This window comes from Vibrio mangrovi, from assembly GCF_024346955.1.
GTDB lineage: Bacteria > Pseudomonadota > Gammaproteobacteria > Enterobacterales > Vibrionaceae > Vibrio > Vibrio mangrovi.
This window is the reverse complement of record NZ_AP024884.1, coordinates 15,457-36,241: the sequence shown is the minus strand read 5'-3', so window position 1 is coordinate 36,241 and position 20,785 is coordinate 15,457. Positions and strand designations below refer to the sequence as shown.

Sequence of the window (20,785 nt, the reverse complement as noted above, 5' to 3'; positions counted from 1 at the left end):
TAGTATTATTTAGAAACAGATGTTGCCAGATGATTTGCTGCTTTTTTCTCTTCACGAGGTTCCCCAAAGAAGAACGTCAGAAATGCTGCCAGAACGATGCCGACAACTGCACCGGCAATCGCAGCCCACACAGTTATGTCAACAGCACCTGACGGTGGAATATACTGTGGAAATGCTAAAATACTCGGTAACGCGAATGAATAAACTTTTGTTTGGAAAAAGCCGATAATAGCGCCGCCAACACCACCGGAAATACATGCAAAAACAAATGGACGTTTGCGCGGCAGAGTCACCCCATAAATTGCAGGTTCTGTAATACCGAACAGCCCGGTCGTAAATGCAGAACTTGCCAATGCCTTTGTTTTGGTATCACGAGTTCTCAGGAACACGCCCAGACATGCTCCCGCCTGAGCCAGAACAGCAGCCAGACAAAGCGGACCAATAGGATCAGCGCCTAATACACTCAGGTTATTGATAATGATTGGCACAAAGCCCCAGTGCAGACCGAAAATAACAAACACCTGCCAGAAAGCGCCAATCACAATACCGGCAACCATCGGACTCATATTATAAATAGACTCAAAACCACTCGCCAGCATATGACTGACCCAAGTCGCTGCCGGACCAATGACCAGAAAAGTCAGCGGTGTGGTGATCAAAATACACAACATTGGTGTGAACAGGTTAGTCACTGCTGAAGGAAGTTTCGGTTTAAAGAATTTTTCCAGTTTGCAACTCACATACGCGGCAAAAATGATAGGAATCACTGAAGATGCATAATTCATGAATGTTACGGGAATACCGAGGAACTCTAACCCGGCAGCATCGGGAAGCTGCTGGGCCTGAAATGCGGCAATCATGCTCGGATGCACTAAAGCACCACCGATAGCCATTGTGACAAAAGGATTGCCGCCAAATTTAGCACCAGCGGTATAACCAAGAACCAGCGGGAAGAAGAAGAATAATGAATCACTGGCTGCATTCAGAATCTGATAAGTTCCGCTGCCAGCATCCATGACCTGAAAAGCAGTTCCTAAAGCCAGCAAACCTTTCAGAATTCCTGAAGCCGCCATAATGCCCAGTAACGGTGTAAAAATACCGGAAACAATATCAATGAATATGCTCAGAATTCCTTGCTTTTCTTTACTTGCAGACTCAGTTGACTGGCTTTCAACGTCTGCATCTACAGCCACACCACCATTTTTTAACTGAGACTGAATGGCAGCAAAGACATCTCCGACATGGTTACCAATCACCACCTGGAACTGTCCCCCGCTTTCGACCACAGCGATAATGTCCCCGTGTTCTTTCAGCTCATCACGCTTTGTATTTGCTGAATCCAGTAGTTTAAATCTCAGCCGGGTAGCACAGTGGATCACGCTGTCGATGTTCGCAGCGCCTCCGACTCCTTCAACTATCTCGGCAGCAAGTTTTTCATAAGCCATATAAGCCTCACATCATTCTCTACAATTCATAACGGCAAAACCGGAGCAAAAAAAAACCTGAAAGAGCAACGTCACCTCATGGTTCGTTGAATCCTTCAGGTTTTGCCCGCTTTCGCGGTAACAATCCTAAAATTTAGCAATAAAAAAACCTGACATCCCGAAACATCCAATGTAGCACTCGTTCCGTATACGTCAGGTTTTGCCTGCATAAATGCAGTAGCAATCCAATTTGTTGGTAATATTTATACCGACACCTGTTCAGACAAACAATACAGATACACCCTGTTTGTGATAGGGATCAGATAATTTCACATAATTCAATATGAACCTATGAATAATAACCGGCTTTCAGAATCACAGAGGTTTATGTCCACAAGTCCCCCCTGTCACTATTGACACCTTAATTATTACAAGATGATGTTTCAGTAGAAATTACTCAATACACACCTTCTGTTTGCAGTAATCTGACCGGGCAAATGCACAGGGTTTTATTCACAATCAGCATTTTTATTTGTACATGAACCTCCAATTTCTCTCATAGCGGCTATGCTTAAAAATATTAACATAAGCAAACACTTAATAACAAAAACATCAATAAATGGAGGGTGTGTTATGGGTCGTTTTTCTGGCTGGAAAATTAAGTATCAGATACTCACTCCCATCCTGTTTTTATTGGGAGCTCTCATCGTTATCTCCGCTATCGGGCTGAAGGTAAACCATCAGATCGCTCAAAACACACAAAAGTTGACGAAATATATTTCCCCGGCAACAACTACCGTCCTGAACGCAGATCGGGACTTATACCAATCAGCGGTTGCACTACGCGACTATGTTTATCTTTCATCACAGGGCCAGAATTCTCAGACACAGTTCGATGCATATCATGAAAATCAGGAACAGGCTTATGACCGAATGCTGGAATCCCGGGAACTTGGTCAGTCAGCCGGAATTACACTTATCCCTCAGGAACATGAAACTTACATCCGGGCCTTCAATCAGTGGAAAAATATCTCGGAAAAAATCGTACATCTGGTCAGTGAAAACAAATATCAACAGGCATATATTTTACTGACTAAAGATCAAGATCAGATGTTCTCCACACTGCGGACTTACTACGATAAGTTTGGCGAAAAATTAGAAAAACGCCGTCAGGAAATCGCAGCAGATATTCACCGTCTGGAGGCACAACAGGAATCCTATACAGTCATTGCCTGTGTCTTCTCTTCTGTCATCGGTTTCTGGTTTCTATTTTATATTCCCCGCCTGATCGCTTCCAGATTACAGACACAGACCGAAAAAATGAAAGAACTGAGTCACTCCGGCGGTGATTTAACACTCAGGCTACCGGTAGACGGAAACAATGAACTATCGATGCTTGCCGAAGCAACCAATGAGTTCATCAGTTATCTGCAAAATATGTTACTGGCCATTGAAGATGAAGTACTTGGAATCCGGAATCATGCCGATCAATTGCAAGACCTGACATCCAGAACCGGCACCAGCGCCACTCAACAGAATGCTGCTCTGGATGACATCGCCCACTCGATTTCTGAGCTGAACACTGCAATTTCAGAAGTCGCCCAACAATCTCAGCGTTCATCAGACGAATCCAACAATGCAAGATCTGATGTCACAAACTCCCATCAGGAAATTCAGCGTGCGATTACTCAGATAACCGCACTGGTACAGGAGATGGAAGGGGCAGCGAGTGTCATCAGTAAGCTAGAACAGGATAGTCAGAGCATTACCTCGGTTGTTGACGTCATCCGGGGAATCGCCGAACAAACCAATCTGCTGGCACTCAATGCAGCCATAGAAGCTGCCCGGGCAGGAGAATCCGGAAGAGGTTTCGCAGTGGTTGCCGATGAAGTCCGAGCTCTGGCACAGAAAACTCAGGAATCAACCCAGAGTATTCAGACGACACTGTCAGAATTGAATGCCGGTGTAGAAAAAGCAGTGGAAACCATCAAATCAGGAACAGAAAAAGCTATTGAAACATCAACGTATACAGACTCAGCCGGAACCGCGATGAATCTGATTATAGAGAGGGTCAATAGCATCACGGATTTCTCCGTTCAGATTGCCGCAGCAACCGAAGAACAGAGTGTAGTCGTCAATCAGGTCAACAACAATATGGAGCAGATGCGTGAAAGCTCGAAAGAAGTAACAACGAATGCATCTGAGGCTAATACCTCGATTCAGGAGGTCACATTATCGATTCAGAAACTGTCACAACAAATAGCGTTATTTAAACTTTGCTGAATGAAACCGATATGTCCGAGGCAGTTTCAGCGAAAATTATCAGATACCAAGACAACCCAAAAACTTAAGCTGTAGTAACTCTACTACAGCTTAAATCGATGCGGAAACAGACGAGCTACCGGCAACGATTCAGGCCACCGGGTATCATCGACATCATGAAATGAATGTGAAGAAAGAAAACGGAGTGAGACTGAGTCCATCAATACGATGTCATGACAGTCACTTTGCAGGAACTTCCGGGTTTACCCGAACCCATATGTTACTCAAATGATATTTTGCACATGCATTACATGTCAGCACTTCTCCTTCACCATGAATACGCATGACAATATCTTCCCGGTGTTCTTTGGAGCTCTGTCTGACCTGAATATAAATAAAATTCCCATCCACCTGAAAAGGAACAACCATCGATCGCCCTTCACTATGGATAGAAACTTTAGCTTCTTCAAAAGCAATTAAATCAGCATTGTACTGGTTCTCATAGGTGCCCCGAAACTGATAAGTTTCTTTATTCAGCCAATGTTCCAGATCTTCCTGAAAACATCCATACGTTACCAGAGAAGACAATATTACTATCAGCCATTGCTTCACGGAGTATCTCAACTTTTTTCGCATATCCGTTTCCTCCTCCGTGCCAGAGTACGCTATTTCAGTACAAAAACGCACCTATCACCTCACAAATCTCCTATGACAGTTATTGAATCCGTTACCATCATTGATGAGTATAGACTCTGATACTCTGGATTTGCATCTCATTGCATTTGCTGTTTTTATTTCGTTCAAAATTTTTGAATAAATACATCCAAAATGGAACATTTATCATTGCCCTGTTTCATCGTCTAATATTCCTAACAGATGACACAACTATTTCGAATTTTCTGATATAAGGAATATTGATAATGAGCTTTTTGCGTAAACTTCTCAGTTCTGATGCCCAGTTTGCCCCTTTGATTCTGCGGGTTCCGGTTGGGATCATTCTGATGGCACACGGTTCTCAAAAACTCTTTGGCTGGTTTGGCGGCTACGGCCTTGAAGGAACCGGACAATGGATGGCATCACTGGGTATGGAACCAGGAATCCTGATGGCATTCCTTGCCGGTTGCGGAGAGTTCTTCGGTGGAATGTTCCTGCTACTTGGCCTGCTGACCAGACCCGCGGCATTCGTCACTGCCTTCACCATGGTTGTTGCGATCTTTTCCGTACATATTAATAACGGCTTGTTCCTGTCAAACAACGGGTACGAGTACGCACTTGCGCTACTGGCAATCTGTGTCTCTCTGATTTTCTCCGGTTCAGGAAAAGTCAGTCTGGATCAAGCCATCCTTCGCGCTATTAAATAATCATTGATTGTTAATCCTGACTCCTGCCTATTTCACCCGCTTGCTGCAACGAAAAAGCTGTAAGCGGGTCAATTTCTTTAACCAGCTTTTCAACCTGCTCGATTGCATTTACCGATGAACTGTTTTTCCGGTAACTCAGATAAACCGGTCTTTCCCATTCAGAGCTTCCCTCAATACAGTGGAGCTGACGCGTACGGAGAAAAGGTTCGACAAGCGATGCCGGTAAGTAAGCACTTCCTTCTTTTTCCAGAATAAAGTCCAGTGCGATTCTGGCTGTTGATGTGCGCAGAAAAGGAGTCGTAATATGTGGATATCGCTCGGCATGCTCAGCGGCAAATTTTGCTCCCCAATCCACATAGACATAATGGTGTTGGAAAGCGGAGTCAATAGAACCAGGCTGAGTTGAGACAAAGAGTAACGTTAGATCCGTTACCTTTCTGCAATGCAGTTCTTCGGTCTTAATCGGATCAAATACAAATGCCATATCCAGTGTACGTTCAAGTAAACTACGGCTCAGTTGCTCACGCCCCATGACCTCAGCAATAAAACCATATCCGGGAAATGCGTCTGTCACCTTACTCAGACAATGTTGTAAATAAGCATCCCAGATATTTGGCGTACCTCCGATCGTCAACTGGAGTGCCTTACCACTTTCCAGTGACAGCTCAAACTTCGCCTGTTGCAGAGTGGTCACCATAACTTCAGCGTAACCGACCAAACGTTCTCCGGCAGAGGTCAGCTTGATATTATTTCGATCCCGCGTAAATAACTGTGTATCGAAATAACTTTCAAGTTGTTTAATGCGGGCACTCACCGCTGCCTGTGTCAAATACAAATTTTCTGCTGCCCGGCCAAAATGGCGAACCCGGGCTAATTCCAGAAAAGTACGAAAAACTTTCACATCCATAGAAATTCTCTATTCTCACTGAAACTGCATCTTGAGGTCATTTGGGTATATGCATATAGATAATAAAACGCAATGATGACGATAAAAAATTTTTGTTTTTCTTTTGCTTAGATTACGCCTAACTTTCGCCGTAATTCAATACAAAAATGTAACTCTGCATTGACACGAGGTTGATATGTCTGAGACAGAATTCCGTTATGGAAAAAAACGTTTTTACGACAATAAAAAATTCCCACGGGGATTTGCCAAATCAGGTGATTTCACGCTTGCAGAAGAAGAGCTGCTGATTCAGTTCGGGGAAACTATGTCCCAACTGGAATCTGGTATTCTAGAGCCCGAAAACGCAGATGAAAATCACTTCCTACTCGTACTGGAACATCCCGAAAAAGCCAAAACAAAGCTTGAACGAGTCTGGCTGAAATACGTTCGTCTTTCCAGAGGAAGAAAACGCTTTCATACCCTCAATGGCCGAAATAAGCCCGATGCACTGGATGAATTTACTGATGATTCAGATATCGAAACAGAAAGCTAATCACCGATAAAATCAGATCAGTCACAAGAGTAGAGAATTCATCCTCTACTCTTATTGAACCTTTGTCTTTCTTCTATTCCTTAAACCTCACCGGAACGTCGGCAACATTAGCATTACCGGCAATAATCTGGGTACCTCGTGATGAAATCCCCATCTGCTGACTAACTCTCGATTCTACCCGAGCCACCAGCGTATCCCAATGAATTGACTTAATTTTAGTGAAGATACTTTCAAAATTGTTCATTCCCCAATCGACAAATGGCCGGGGGTTCAGAGGCCTGTCGACAAAGCGGATTTCATAATGAAGATGAGGGCCGGAAGTCAGGCCACTGTTTCCTGAATAACCAATCAAATCCCCTTTTTTCACAAAAGTACCACTTCGTACAGAAAAACGATTCAAATGAGAGTAAGAACTTGAAAAACCAAAGGAATGCTGCAATCTTAAGAAATTACCGGAACCTTTACTACTTGAACGGGTGGCTTGTACCACACCATCAGCCGGCGCATAGACAGGTGTTCCGGTGTTGACGGCAAAATCCTGCCCACGATGAAATTTTACTTTCCCGGTCACAGGATGAACCCGCCTGCCATATCCAGAAGAAATTCTGGCTTGTTTCACTGGAGAACCACTGGGTATCTGGTTCAGCATCACCAGACGAATCGACGAATGAATGGTTGCAACGTCCAGTCTTGAGATAATGTTTTCTTCTCCGCTATCAACACCGAGTAATTTCTCCAGATCCCCCAATCGATCAGAGACTAACTGCATCTCCTCCTCGCGGGACTGTAAGTCAGATTCCAGCGTTTGCTTCAATTCAGTTAATGATGCAACCTCCTCGGTCAGCGTCATTGACTGTACTTCCAGTGCCTGACTCTTCTGAGTCAGATAATAAATGACTCCTGTCGATACGAAGACCCCCAAAGCAACCGAACAACCAGCTACTTTTAACACCCGATAGAAACGTCGCCCAATACGAAACTGCCGTGTACCCCGTTCAGAGGTAACAGCTAAAATCACTTTATCTTTCATTAACCAATCTGATGTTTAAAAAATTGACAGGATTCTAACAAGGAACCGACACACCCAAAACGATAAAATCAACTAATTATGGGTCAATATACTTATCATTGCATAAATAATATTTCCCATCACGGGGAAATCACCTAATAAAATCCGCCCTGAATCATATCGCTGAACCGCCATAAACTCCGTATATTTATTACAGAACACACCTCACATTTCTCGCCAATTTATTTTTTATATCAAAACAAATAACCCAGCGAGATCAAAATCACACTTAACATCACGCAAAATTCAAAATCTGATAAAAATGAGACATTGATCACCATAAAGTTATTTTTCAAATTACAAAAAATGAGATATTACACATAAAAAATATATTGACTTTTCTTGGTGTTATTTTTTGTAATAAATTTACAGCAAAAAAAATAGATGTAAATCACTTAAAAGACACTTGCATCCACACTATTTATTGAAGTAAGTCACAAAAAACCCGTTCTAGGTTCAATTCAAAAGTTGTGTGTTAGATTGATGGAGAACTATCCAATTCAACGGCTTTGCCGAGCCGTAACACACAACAACATCAAATAGAACATCGAACGGGGAATCCATATGATATCACCAGATGCAAAGGTCAAGATACAAAATTTTGGCCGGTTCTTATCCAACATGGTTATGCCAAATATCGGGGCATTCATTGCATGGGGATTTATTACAGCATTGTTCATTCCAACAGGATGGACACCCAATGAGACATTGGCTGCACTTGTCGGTCCGATGATCACTTATCTATTACCACTCCTGATTGGCTATACCGGCGGTAAGCTTGTCGGTGGTGAACGCGGAGCCGTCGTTGGTGCAATTACCACGATGGGTGTCATCATCGGTGCAGACATCCCGATGTTTATGGGAGCAATGATTGCAGGCCCGATCGGGGGATGGGCAATCAAAACATTTGACCGGAAAGTCGATGGGAAAGTCAGAAGTGGCTTTGAGATGCTGGTGAACAATTTCTCTGCTGGTATCATCGGAATGATCTTTGCGATTATTGCTTTCTTCCTGATAGGCCCGTTTGTCAAAGTCCTGTCAACCGCACTTGCTGCCGGTGTTGATGTTCTGGTGAAAGCACATTTACTACCTTTGACTTCACTTTTTGTTGAACCAGCCAAAATTCTGTTCCTGAATAATGCAATCAACCATGGCATTTTCTCACCACTGGGTATTCAACAAGCCAGTGAAACCGGTAAATCTATTTTCTTCCTGATTGAAGCAAATCCGGGGCCGGGCCTGGGAATTCTTCTGGCTTACATCGTTTTTGGTAAAGGAACTGCAAGACAAACTGCCGGTGGTGCAACGATTATCCATTTCTTAGGTGGTATTCATGAGATTTACTTCCCGTACATTCTGATGAATCCCCGGCTGATCCTCGCAGCCATTGCTGGTGGGATGACTGGTGTATTTACATTAACCGTATTTGGTGCCGGACTGGTTTCTCCAGCATCACCAGGTTCTATTTTTGCCGTCTTACTCATGACTCCGAAGAGTTCGATACTTGGTGTTCTCTGCTCAATTACAGCTGCTGCTGCCGTTTCATTTACTGTCGCGTCACTGCTAATGAAAACACAGAGAAATCAGGAAACTGATGACGAAGATTCTCTGGAAAAAGCAACCTCTCAAATGCAAGATATGAAGGCAGAATCTAAAGGTGCATCCGCATCCCGGCTACCGGCAAGTGGCGTGCAAAACATCATCGTGGCATGTGACGCAGGAATGGGGTCGAGTGCCATGGGTGCCAGTATGCTCCGTAAGAAAGTACAGGAGGCCGGACTAGATATCCAGGTCACCAATCTGGCAATTAACAGCCTTCCTCAGGATGTTGACATCGTCATTACTCATAAAGATTTAACTGATCGGGCTCGTAAACACGCCCCGTCTGCACACCATATTTCATTAACTAACTTTCTGGATAATGAACTATATAACAATCTCGTCAATGAAATAAAAAAGCCTGATGCCGGTCAAGCAACTGCGGTTTCCTCTGCTGCAGATACTGAAGTCACGCCGGCATTTCAAATTGAAGCCCGTAATATTCACTTAAACCTAAAAGCAAACAACAAAGAAGAAGCCATCCGTTACGCGGGAGAACAACTCGTCGCGCTTGGATATGTAGATCCCGGATATATCGATGCCATGTTTGAAAGAGAAAACATGGTGTCCACTTATCTGGGTGAATCCATCGCAGTACCGCATGGCACGGTTGAGGCAAAAGATCGCGTCCTGAAAACAGGAATCGTCATTTGCCAATACCCGGAAGGAGTCCAGTTTACAGATGACGAAGACGACATCGCCAAACTGGTTATCGGCATCGCAGCGCAGAATGATGAACATATTGGTGTAATCACCATGATCACCAATGCGCTCGATGATCCGGATGCGATTGCAACCCTCACTTCAACCAATGACGTCAACGCCATTTTAGAAGTGTTGGGTAATACGACTGCATAACTTTCATAAGCAGAGGCAAAAAGCCTCTGCTTTTTCTTTGTTTTTAATTTGTAGGTAAAAGTCTATGAGAAAGGCAATTCATTTTGGTGCCGGTAACATCGGACGGGGATTTATTGGCAAACTTCTGGCAGATGCCGGAATCTACGTAATCTTTGCAGACGTCAATCAGGAAATTGTTCAAAAGCTGCAACAAGACGGACAGTATCAGGTTAAAGTTGTCGGTTCTGAGTGTCAGCAACAAACGGTCAAAAATGTAACAGCAGTCAACTCAACCAGTGATGAAATCTATGAACACATGATTTGTGTTGACTTAATTACAACAGCTGTCGGACCAAATGTTCTGGATATTATCGCCAAAACAATCGCGACCGGAATACAAAAACGGATAGACAGCGGCAACAGCACACCACTGAATATTATCGCTTGTGAAAACATGATTCGGGGTACATCGCATCTTAAAGAGCAGGTATATCAGCACCTTGCCAAAGAATATCACTCAAAGGCTGATGAGCTGATTGGTTTTGTTGATTCAGCCGTTGATCGCATCGTACCTCCGGCAGAAGCCTCAGATAATATTCTGGATGTAACCGTTGAAAGTTTCAGTGAATGGATCGTTGATGAACTGCAATTTGTTGGAGAAATTCCTGATATTCCGGGAATGGAGAAGACAGATAACCTGATGGCTTATGTGGAACGAAAACTGTTCACGCTCAATACCGGACACTGTATTACGGCTTATCTGGGCTGCCTCAAAGGTTATCAGACGATTAAAGAAGCGATTGAAGATGAAACAATCTATGCTGATGTCAAACAAGCAATGACAGAAAGTGGAGAAGTTTTACTCCATCGCTACCATTTTGAACGCAAAATACATGCTGCGTACATTCAGAAAATTTTATCCAGATTCGCTAATCCATATTTAACTGATGATGTAGAACGGGTTGGACGTCAGCCGATACGCAAACTCGGAGAAAATGACCGTTTAATCAAACCATTACGTGGTACAATGGAATACGGAATTTCGAATACAGCACTGTTGAAAGGAATCGCGGCTGCATTAAAATATACCAACGCTTCAGATCCTCAGGCTGTCGACTTACAGGCATATCTGAGTAAACATGGTGTTCTGCCGACTCTGGCACACTATGCCAATCTGGATGAACACGGGAAAGAGGCTAAGCAAGTCGAAGCTATCTATAACACCCTCTAAAAATAATAAGTGAGGCTGGGGGAGTGCTCCTTCCCCCTCCTCCTTTTTAACTATGATGCTTTCTTTATGGTAGAGAAAATTAACGAAGCAGACATTATTGAGCAACTGAATGTAGCCCCTTCAGTCCGAGGTTTTTTTATTGCAGCTGTCGACATCTTTGAACAGTCCGTTGATTCATTGGTACAGCGTATTTTCCGAAGTGATTATCTTGCTGTAAAAGCCGTGATCAATCCTTTACTGGAATCTTCCGGGCCACTTGGCAATTTAAGTGTACGGATAAAGCTTCTGTTCGGATTGGGAGTGATACCAGATGCGGTTTATCATGATATAGAAACAATTATTCGTTTGAGAAATCAACTAAATAAAGACGGAACCGAGTATCACTTTACGGATCCGAAGATACTAGATGCAATCAAAAAAATCAGCGCTCTCAGTCAAATGGGAATACTGCAGCTTACCCCACCAATGATTGATGAAGAGGCAGATGTAGCGTTTTATCAGCTACAGTTGAATCGTCAGCAGCAAGTCATTAAATCGAGTCTGTCGCTCGCAATTGTTGATATCTGCAATACGCTCAATATTGAAAGCCCTTTTACTACGTAGCACGCCAACCGGGGACATCCCGTGCTACGATGCGCTTCTAATGTCCCATCTACGAGACTCTTCGAAGAGCAGATGTGGGGAGTCTCTCTAAAAAGTACAGATAACGTCAAAAGATGACCGACACTGGCCACACAGATTTACACTGTAAAGAGAATGATCGGTGAAACCTTAGTTAGGGAGAGCTGCTTTAACTAAGAAACTCTTGGCTCGTTGCGGGAGTTGTTATGAAGAGGAAGTACCGCTCTGGTATTCTGGTGATTACATACACGACAAAAACATTGCCTTTCCATCTTGTAGTAATGATGACCCTGCATCAGTAAGGACAGAAATAACTGAATCTCCTGCCACTTCGTACAACGTTCAGTCTGGCAACGCCGCATAATCGATTTGTGTGGTGTAACTTTACGACACACTGGACAATATGCTTCAGACATGACAGACCTCATCAAGTAAACTACCTAATATCAATAATAAGAGTATTTATCCATATAGAAACATTTTCTCAAAATTCAACACCACATTTGTGACATGGATCACTAAAAAATTATTGATTATTCCCAAATCCTATACTCCCGTTCATATCTATAACAATATCACTAAAAAGCCCCTCTTTAGTGAGGGGCCTGTTATCAAAGTGTTTTAATCCAACTCTGAGAGTTGTTTTAAGAACGTTGAATGCTGTGATCGAATGGTTTGATCGGGTTCACGACTTAGCCATGTCACAACAATAATGGCGATCGTGGACAGCACCATCCCCGGAACAATCTCATAAAGATCAAAAATGCCGCCGGCCAATTGTTTCCAGACAACAACAGTCACGCCACCAACAATAATTCCAGCTAATGCGCCATTACGGTTCATGCGAGACCAAAACAGGCTCATCACCAGGGCAGGTCCGAATGCTGCACCAAAACCGGCCCAGGCATAAGAAACCAACCCTAAAACTGAGCTCTCCGGTGTCATAGCCAGGATCAGTGCTAATATAGAAATTGCCATCACAGAAATACGACCAACCCGGACAATCTGCTCAGATGTTGCGTCTTTCTTAATGACCTGCTTATAGAAGTCTTCTGCCAATGCCGATGAACATACCAGCAACTGGGAATCCGCCGTACTCATAATAGCCGCCAGAATCGCAGCCAGTAGAATTCCAGCCATTACAGGATGGAAAACAGCATTCACCAACAGCATGAAAACCTTTTCTCCATCAGCCAGCGTCAGTGTCGGATGGTTTGTGGTATAAACCAGCCCGACAAGACCGACCATGATTGCACCAAACATGGCTAGTGCAGTCCAACCGATCGCAATCCGGCGGGCGGCACCAATATCTTTATTCGAGCGAGTCGCCTGAAAACGGGCCAGAATGTGTGGCTGACCACAGTAACCTAATCCCCAGGCAGCCAGAGAAATAATCGCAATAGCAGATAATGGCTTGCCATCAATTCCTTGCCAGACAGTCAATAATTCCGGATTAATGTGGGCCAGACTATCATTTAAATCTCCGAACCCACCTTGCATTGCAGCAATCGGCACAATTAATAAAGCTGCAGCCATCAAGAGTCCCTGAACCAGATCGGTCCATGCAACCGCAAGAAATCCACCAAATAATGTATATGAGACGACACAAACCGTACCGACAATCACCGCTGTGGAATAATCCAGACCAAAGACTGTTTCAAACAGTTTCCCACCAGCAACTAGGCCAGAGCTGGTATAGAAGAGGAAAAATAAGAGAATGAAAAATGCAGAAATTGTTTGAATCAACTTCGACTGATCATTAAAGCGGCGGGATAAAAACTCAGGGATTGTAATAGCATCGGTCGTAATACTGTAAGTCCGGAGCCGCTTTGCTGCGATCAACCAGTTCAGCCAGTTTCCAAGGAGTAACCCTCCGGCCAGCCACAATGATTCTAATCCAGCTGCATAAGCGTAACCCGGCAGTCCGAGCAACAACCAACCACTCATATCGGATGCTCCGGCTGACAAAGCCGCAGGCCAGGGACCCAGTGATCGCCCTCCGAGAAAATAGTCGGTTGAGTTTTTCGTTCGTAAGTATGCATATACCCCTATCGCTAACATCATTACGAGGTATACGATAAAGGTCGTTGTAATAGCAAAGCTATTTTCCATATTTCACTCCTCTTTTTATATCGATCGCCTTCCCTGTTCTTCTCCAGACGTATCTCTGCACAGATGACTGAAATACGTCCGGAATCAGAAACAAAAAAGCGGATTCTAGTGGTTCGCGCTTCCCATTTCTAATAGGGAAGCATTTCCCCCAATCGCTGTTATATTTATGGTTCGGGTACGTTCCGTAACAAAACGTAATACCAGGGCAGAATCATGAGCCACCGGAAGCATGTCTAAATCAGTTTCAATAACCGGATTAATGATCACACCGGAACGTTGTACCAGTGCCAGATTCACCCTGCGCGCATCCTGCCGGTCACCAATCATCCCAACCTGACGAACATCATGTGCAAGTATTGGATGAAAGAGATCAGCCGCAATTACTTGCACCAGATTGACTGGAAAACAATTTTCTTCGAACGCGGCTGATAAACATGCTCTCAGCACGGTATCGTCAGAACAAATCACCACACTATTACCAGCAATTAAAGCCGCAGATAACTGAGCCATCACAGCCGGTAGAGCACCGTTTTCCATCTGCATCTGAGCAATAACCGTGACTCCCCGCCCGGTAGTGTAAAGTTCATTAGTTTCTCCGGTTGGTCCAGCCAGAAGCAGTGGCTCAGCAATCAGAGTTCTTGCACAGTTGAGATGATATTTAACAACCTTGGCTAAATCGGTGGAATCTTTCTCCAGAAACTGAGCAAAACGAAGTAAATACTCACTTCTATAAATGAAATCGGTTAAATTCCAGTGTTGCCATGCTAAAGATGCATCGGAAAAATAAGTTGCTTCACTCGCCATGACGTCCTCCTTGTTTTATCGACGTTTCACTATAGAAAGGACGGGTAAACCGATAAAGATAGTGTGGCCCGCCAGCTTTAGGGCCGGTTCCGGATAATCCCTGCCCTCCAAAGGGCTGAACTCCAACAACGGCGCCAACCTGATCACGGTTGATATAACAGTTTCCGACTCTGGTATGCGCTTCAATCCACCGGTAGGTTGTTTCGTTCCGGCTATGGATACCCAATGTCAGTCCAAAACCGGTCTGATTGATTTGCTCAACCACCTGTGGCAAGTCTTTTGCCCGGTAACGGACAATGTGTAACACTGGTCCGAAATGTTCTTCTTTCAGGCATTCAATCCCATTAATTTCAAAAGCAGTCGGCGGCACGAAATCGCCATGAGAACACGCCTCATCTAATGCCAGCTCCGCGATCAGAGACTGGGTCTGCTTCATCTCGGTAATATGCGCCAGTAATTTATTCCGTGCAGTCTGGTCAATCACCGGACCAACATCTGTCGAATGACAGCAAGGATTGCCAACAGACAACTCCTGCATTGCTCCCTGAATCAATGTAATAATCCGTTCGGCAACATCTTCTTGTATAAACAATACGCGTAGCGCCGAGCAACGCTGCCCGGCAGAAGCGAACGCCGAACGGAGAACATCTCTCACAACCTGTTCAGGAAGCGCTGTACTATCAACAATCATGGCGTTTTGCCCGCCGGTCTCAGCAATCAGAGGAACCGGATCGCATTCTCTCTTAGCTAATGTCTGATGAATACGCTGGGCTGTTCCGGTCGAACCGGTAAACGCAACACCAGCAATATGCGGATGTGATGTAAGTAAGTGACCACTCTCGCTACCAACACATGGTAATAGATGAATAACCCCGGAAGGAATCCCCGTTTCCAACAGCAGTTGAACAGCACGAAATGCGATGAGCGAAGTCTGCTCTGCCGGTTTTGCAATGACCGTATTTCCGGAAACCAATGCTGCTGCGATTTGCCCGACAAAAATTGCTAGCGGAAAATTCCATGGGCTGATGCAGACGAAAACACCACAACCCCGAGGCTGGATAACCCGTTCCACACCATCAAAACCAATATTGAGCCTCGGAGTCAGTTGCGTTGCCTGACAAGCGTAATAGCGACAGAAGTCAACTGCTTCCCGGACTTCATCAATACTGTCATGCACCGTTTTGCCGGCTTCCTGATGGCACAGTGCAACAAATTCCTCCAGATGCGCTTCCAACAGATCTGCAAAGCGCATCAGGTACGCCGAACGGACCGAAAGCTCGGTTTTCTGCCACTGCGGAAATGATGTCTGCGCAATACTGATCGCCTCCGTAATCTGTTCTGCATCTGCCATGATCACTCTTCCGACTTCAATCCGGCGATCATAAGGTGCTGTTACGGAAACCAGTGAAGCATTCTCCTTGATCATGCTTCCGAATCGATCTTCCCCACCAATGACAGGAGCAGCATGCCATTGTCGGTTCAGATATTCAGATACCTTTTCATTAAAGGGAGTTGCTTCGCTGGCAATATCAATATTGATCCCATGAGAATTACTACGATCCGGATATATTCCCGGTGGTAGCGGAATAGATGCATTATGCAGCGTCTCAAACTCTCGCAGAGCCTCAGCAGGATGCTGGTTCAGTAAATGAATCGGACAACGGGCATCCACCAGACGGTGAACAAAAGAACTGTTTGCGCCATTCTCCAGTAAACGCCGCACCAGATAAGGCAGTAAATCCTTATGATGACCGACAGGAGCATAGATTCTTATTGCCGGCCGGTACGTTGCCATCACTTGATGAAACAGAGCATCGCCCATACCATGCAAGCGCTGGAATTCATAATCATTATGCTTAGCCATGACAGCAACAGCAGTAACGGTCTGGGCATTATGACTGGCAAACTGAGGAAACAGAAAACCGCGAACATGTTCCGACAATAAAAAGCGGGCACAGGCCAGATAAGAAACATCCGACGCTTCCTTACGGGTAAACACCGGATAGCCGGAGTAACCTCGCTGCTGTGACCATTTTATCTCACTGTCCCAGTAGGCACCTTTCACCAGACGGACCGGAATTAAATCCCCCTGCTCTTTCGCCAGCCCGGTCAGCCAGGTAAGCACGGGTAAAGCCCGTTTTGAATAGGCCTGAACAACAATACCAAGCTTGCCCCAACCCCGGTTAACATCATGACGGTATAATTTTTCAAACAGTGCCAGAGACAGTTCCAGCCGATCGGCTTCTTCTGCATCAATGGTAATTCCGATATCAAATTCTCTGGCACGCCGGACCAGTATAACCAGCGTCGCCAGCAGTTCAGTCATCACCCGCTCCTGATTGTCTGCTTCATAACGTGGATGCAATGCAGACAATTTAATCGACACGGAATGAGAAGACTGAAGAGAACCTGCTTCGGATGCTTTCCCAACTGATTCAATAGCTGAGAGATAGTCCTGACAATACTTGTTGGCATCAGCAATGGTCAGTGCTGCTTCACCAAGCATATCGAAGGAATAGGTATACCCTTTCTCCCGCATCGACTGCCCGTTTCTCTGCGCTTCATCGATTGACTGCCCAAGAACAAACTGACGCCCCATCACTTTCATCGCCTGATGCATCACTCTACGAATAACCGGTTCAGAAAATCGGTTCACCAGTCGGTTTAATGCCTGCATCGGGCTGGTGCTGTGCATGTCTGGTAATTCAAGAACTTTACCGGTAATCATCAATCCCCAGGTTGAAGCATTCACAAAAACTGAGTCGGAATGCTTCAGATGAGAACGCCAGTCGGCAACACTGAGCCGGTCTTTGATAAATGCGTCGGCAGTTTCAGCATCCGGTATCCGCATAAGAGCCTCGGCAATACACATCAGTAAAATACCTTCCTGTGTATCCAGACTGTATTCCAGAAGCAACGCATCGATCATCTGTACTGATCTTTTGTCGGCCCTGATCGATTCAATCAACCGGGTCGTTTTTTCTGTAATTTCCTGTTTCTCGTTTTCTGTCGGTGTTGCAAGTGGTAACAACTCCTGCAGCCATTGCGATTCATCAGCCATATATAATGGCGAGATCAGTGTCCAAAGCTTGTCCAACGGCTGCTCGACAAACTCCGACTTCAACACATCATTTGCTGTAAACATGCGTCTTTCCTCAACCTCATCCCGAACGGGCTTTTTACAATAGCTAGCAGTGTATTCTGGGCATCAGTGATTTACTTGTCAAAAACTCCGGTTTTTTTGCGAAAAACTCCGATATTTAACAAATTAAAAACACAATCACATCAATTTTAATAAAATATCGACATGTTTTTTTAGCTAATGAGCAAAAAGACAAAAACATTTATGACAGAAGAAAAACATTTGAGAAGAATATTGGAATGTAGTCAGCGCACTTCATCAATAAGCTGATTACGAAACAAATGAAAGGGATTAAGCAGAATCCGAAAAACAGGTCTCTTTCTGCTCAGAATAGATTACTGAACCTGACAGCGTTTTTTATATGCAGACGGCGACAATCCTAACTGCCGGATAAATGCATGAGAAAACGTACTCTGACCAGAAAACCCGGTAATATCTGCTATCTGTCCTAGTGTATATCTTCCCTGCTCGATCAGCGACTTCGCCATTTCAACCCGCTTATTTAAAACATATTGATAGGGAGTCATTCCCGTAACTGCTTTAAAATGTGAGTGAAACTGACTTTCCCCAAGAAAAACGCTCCCGGCGAGCTGAGCAACCGTAATCGGCTGCCCGATATGGCGTGTGATATAATGGTCAATGGCTTCTATATCGAATCTGGATTCTCTTTGCCGCGGAACATAGCCGGTCATATGCCGGGGCAAAATAGAAACCAGAGTATCATGGCAAGCCTGGCTCAACAGCTTATCATCCGGAGATGAAGTTATCTCTTGTCCCAGAATCCGAATAAGATTTTTAAAGGGTTCATCAAGACAAAAGTAGCTTTGCGAATGAGATAAATCGTTTATCTGTTGCAGATAAACCGGTGATTCTGACGAAGGTGCCGGAAGATTAAGAACCATGATATCGGCACTATCGGCAATACCACCGAAGGCATGACTGGCACCGGCAAGCACAATGCATCCCTGACCCGGGCCAACCCGATTACCATATCCACTGATTTCAAACTCCGTCATCCCACTCAGACACACCACAATTTGTGTATAACGGTGAGCATGACAATCCATACCGGAAGGCAAAGTCATCACTTCAGCAGGTTTTGGTATAGACATTTGACTGGACGCAAATCGGGAAGCTTCTTCCTGAACGGACACCACACACTCTCCCCAGAATATCCGGTGAAACATTAGGGCGCGTTGATCTTTCATGGTTGAGTTTTGTTCAATCAGCTGCAAAAACCATCACGAAAGGTCAACACACCCCAGTATTAACAACACGAATAAAATACTAACAAAACGAATAGTAGATTTTTAACTCAAAACCGCTATTTTTTCAAACAGAGCAAATCAATAAGCATACAGATGATTATCAGAAGTGATGAATTCAAATCCGTAACGAATTCCGTGAAAATAATTGCCGTTCATGTATATTAGGGCATGTCGATCTGTCGCTGAAAAGCATGGCATCGACCGTTTGAACAATTCCCGGAACAATGATCAAGTGCACATAAATTACGGAGAGTGTTTGTTCAAGCGCAAAACTAGAGCAGAGATTGAGGTGAAAGACTTGCATATTTTCTCATTCGGCTCAAAATGGAAATGGCACGTGTAAAATATACAAAATCAGAGACCTAAGTTGCATTTTGTTTCATTCGTGCTTCTAATAGAGTAAGAATTATGAGACAGCTACTCCATTATTTCTCTAGTTGTCGAGTCATTGTCTTCTCCACAGAGTTACTGTGGCTAAACGTTAAATTGTTGCAGGGACCTATGATAGTACGTCACATCCCAGCGCTCGTATTGGCGCTCAGCCCTCTTTTGGGACCAGCATTTGTATATGCTGACGAAGCAAATGTCGCACAGGCACAGACAGATCCTGTTGCGGCTATTGATGCAAAAATAGATACAAAACAAGATGAAATGAAGTCTATTTCATCAAAATATGACGCGGAGATCGCAAAACTTCAGCAGTTAAAAAATGATCAGGACCGTCTGAAACGCGAAGGAGATAGTCTGGAAACAAAGAGAAACCGGGCTAAATCAGATCTGGACAAACAGTATAGTCAACTCCTTGAAGATCCGGATATCGATTTAGCAACCTTCCAGAAAAAATATCAGGAAGTCTGGAATGACTTAAAGCAGAATCAATCTGCCCGTCTGGATAATGAGCAGGCAATCACCGAAAGTGAAATGCGTGTATCTCAGTTCAAACAGAAGCAGGCTCGCCTGAAAAGTGAGTTTGATAATCTGAAAGAATCGAGAGTTGAAGCCCGGGTCAAACGTATCAATGCCGAATTAATGGATAGTGGTACGCTGGAAGCCAGTTACAAAACAACCTGTTCAACCACGATGACACTCGGTGAATGTTCCAGTCAGGGAGTTTATCTGACTAAACAGAAAGCAGTCTCCGCATTTCAGGACCGCTTGCTTGATAACCTGACCGAATCTGTGATCGCCAAGCAGAATCTGAAAAATGTCGATCTGAATGTTTCGATTCAGGATAGTCAGATCCTGTCCAGTGGTTTTCAGGGCAACAACGACTACTACACCAAAATCCAGGCTCAGCTTCAGGCTCGTCCAGAAGCAACCGCTGGATGTAAATTGCTGGGAGTATCGACAAGATATTGCCTGCAGGGACAGAAAAACTATACACCGAAAAAGGAAAAACAGTGGGCGAATGTTACCGTCCGTTCTGATCAGTATCAGGACTCAGTTACCATTGACGGTGTGAGCTATGGCAGTACACCGGTAGAAATTGTTCTTCCACACGGCCGTCATCAGTTTACCGTGTCCAAAGACGGATATGAAACATATAACCAGGTCATCACCGTCAATGGTAATGATACGGTATGGGTTAAACTTCGTCCGAATAAGCAAAGCTAAAT

The 20,785-nt window shown here is 44.4% G+C and carries 16 protein-coding genes; 7 read left to right on the top strand and 9 right to left on the bottom strand.

The features are described 5' to 3' along the window. Nucleotides 1-5: 5 nt before the first annotated feature. Nucleotides 6-1,445: a PTS transporter subunit EIIC gene (locus OCU74_RS16465; protein WP_087481751.1), complete on the bottom strand. Its 1,440-nt coding sequence runs from the start codon at nucleotides 1,443-1,445 to the stop codon at nucleotides 6-8. Between the two features lie 612 nt (nucleotides 1,446-2,057). Here OCU74_RS16465 and OCU74_RS16460 point away from each other — a divergent pair. After that, nucleotides 2,058-3,707, top strand: coding sequence for a methyl-accepting chemotaxis protein (locus OCU74_RS16460; protein ID WP_159457444.1), 1,650 nt, complete (start codon nucleotides 2,058-2,060; stop codon nucleotides 3,705-3,707). A gap of 219 nt (nucleotides 3,708-3,926) precedes the next feature. Here OCU74_RS16460 and OCU74_RS16455 read toward each other — a convergent pair whose 3' ends face one another. Next, nucleotides 3,927-4,322: a hypothetical protein gene (locus tag OCU74_RS16455; RefSeq protein ID WP_087481753.1), complete on the bottom strand. Its 396-nt coding sequence runs from the start codon at nucleotides 4,320-4,322 to the stop codon at nucleotides 3,927-3,929. Nucleotides 4,323-4,603: 281 nt separating this feature from the next. Between OCU74_RS16455 and OCU74_RS16450 the strand changes: the two genes are divergently transcribed. Next, nucleotides 4,604-5,047 carry a DoxX family protein gene (locus OCU74_RS16450; RefSeq protein WP_087481870.1) on the top strand — a complete coding sequence of 148 codons (444 nt, stop codon included), beginning with the start codon at nucleotides 4,604-4,606 and terminating at the stop codon, nucleotides 5,045-5,047. Between the two features lie 10 nt (nucleotides 5,048-5,057). On the opposite strand, the gene OCU74_RS16445 is transcribed toward OCU74_RS16450, so the two are convergent. Next, nucleotides 5,058-5,954, bottom strand: a complete 897-nt coding sequence (locus OCU74_RS16445; protein ID WP_087481754.1) for a LysR family transcriptional regulator — start codon at nucleotides 5,952-5,954, stop codon at nucleotides 5,058-5,060. A gap of 175 nt (nucleotides 5,955-6,129) precedes the next feature. On the opposite strand from OCU74_RS16445, the gene OCU74_RS16440 reads away from it, so the two are divergent. Next, the gene (locus OCU74_RS16440; protein WP_087481755.1) at nucleotides 6,130-6,486 is read left to right on the top strand and encodes a DUF413 domain-containing protein; all 357 of its coding nucleotides are present in this window, start codon (nucleotides 6,130-6,132) and stop codon (nucleotides 6,484-6,486) included. A 73-nt stretch (nucleotides 6,487-6,559) separates the two neighbouring features. On the opposite strand, the gene OCU74_RS16435 is transcribed toward OCU74_RS16440, so the two are convergent. Then, nucleotides 6,560-7,516 (bottom strand): M23 family metallopeptidase, encoded by a 957-nt coding sequence (locus tag OCU74_RS16435; protein ID WP_087481756.1) that lies wholly within the window; start codon nucleotides 7,514-7,516, stop codon nucleotides 6,560-6,562. Nucleotides 7,517-8,119: 603 nt separating this feature from the next. Between OCU74_RS16435 and OCU74_RS16430 the strand changes: the two genes are divergently transcribed. The 3 genes from OCU74_RS16430 to OCU74_RS16420 all read left to right on the top strand — a co-directional run bounded on the left by OCU74_RS16430 (nucleotide 8,120) and on the right by OCU74_RS16420 (nucleotide 11,825). Then, a complete protein-coding gene (locus tag OCU74_RS16430) occupies nucleotides 8,120-10,012 on the top strand; it encodes a PTS mannitol transporter subunit IICBA (protein ID WP_087481757.1) in 1,893 nt (630 codons plus the stop codon). 64 nt (nucleotides 10,013-10,076) lie between these two features. After that, entirely contained in the window at nucleotides 10,077-11,222 is a 1,146-nt protein-coding gene (locus OCU74_RS16425) for a mannitol-1-phosphate 5-dehydrogenase (protein ID WP_087481758.1), read from the top strand. A 66-nt stretch (nucleotides 11,223-11,288) separates the two neighbouring features. Beyond that, a complete protein-coding gene (locus OCU74_RS16420) occupies nucleotides 11,289-11,825 on the top strand; it encodes an MltR family transcriptional regulator (RefSeq protein WP_087481759.1) in 537 nt (178 codons plus the stop codon). Between the two features lie 191 nt (nucleotides 11,826-12,016). On the opposite strand, the gene OCU74_RS16415 is transcribed toward OCU74_RS16420, so the two are convergent. The 5 genes from OCU74_RS16415 to OCU74_RS16395 form a co-directional block, all read right to left on the bottom strand. Beyond that, entirely contained in the window at nucleotides 12,017-12,259 is a 243-nt protein-coding gene (locus OCU74_RS16415) for a hypothetical protein (RefSeq protein WP_087481760.1), read from the bottom strand. 205 nt (nucleotides 12,260-12,464) lie between these two features. Continuing rightward, nucleotides 12,465-13,955 carry a sodium/proline symporter PutP gene (gene putP / locus OCU74_RS16410; RefSeq protein WP_087481761.1) on the bottom strand — a complete coding sequence of 497 codons (1,491 nt, stop codon included), beginning with the start codon at nucleotides 13,953-13,955 and terminating at the stop codon, nucleotides 12,465-12,467. Between the two features lie 105 nt (nucleotides 13,956-14,060). Beyond that, nucleotides 14,061-14,759, bottom strand: coding sequence for a 1-pyrroline-5-carboxylate dehydrogenase (locus OCU74_RS16405; RefSeq protein WP_087481762.1), 699 nt, complete (start codon nucleotides 14,757-14,759; stop codon nucleotides 14,061-14,063). After that, nucleotides 14,749-17,904, bottom strand: a complete 3,156-nt coding sequence (gene putA / locus OCU74_RS16400) for a bifunctional proline dehydrogenase/L-glutamate gamma-semialdehyde dehydrogenase PutA (protein ID WP_087481763.1) — start codon at nucleotides 17,902-17,904, stop codon at nucleotides 14,749-14,751. The genes OCU74_RS16405 and putA overlap by 11 nt, the downstream gene beginning before the upstream one ends. A 332-nt stretch (nucleotides 17,905-18,236) precedes the next feature. Further along, entirely contained in the window at nucleotides 18,237-19,109 is an 873-nt protein-coding gene (locus OCU74_RS16395; RefSeq protein WP_390623664.1) for an AraC family transcriptional regulator, read from the bottom strand. A gap of 561 nt (nucleotides 19,110-19,670) precedes the next feature. Here OCU74_RS16395 and OCU74_RS16390 point away from each other — a divergent pair. Beyond that, complete coding sequence (locus OCU74_RS16390) at nucleotides 19,671-20,783, top strand: PEGA domain-containing protein (protein WP_087481764.1); 1,113 nt, start codon at nucleotides 19,671-19,673, stop codon at nucleotides 20,781-20,783. Nucleotides 20,784-20,785 lie beyond the last annotated feature (2 nt).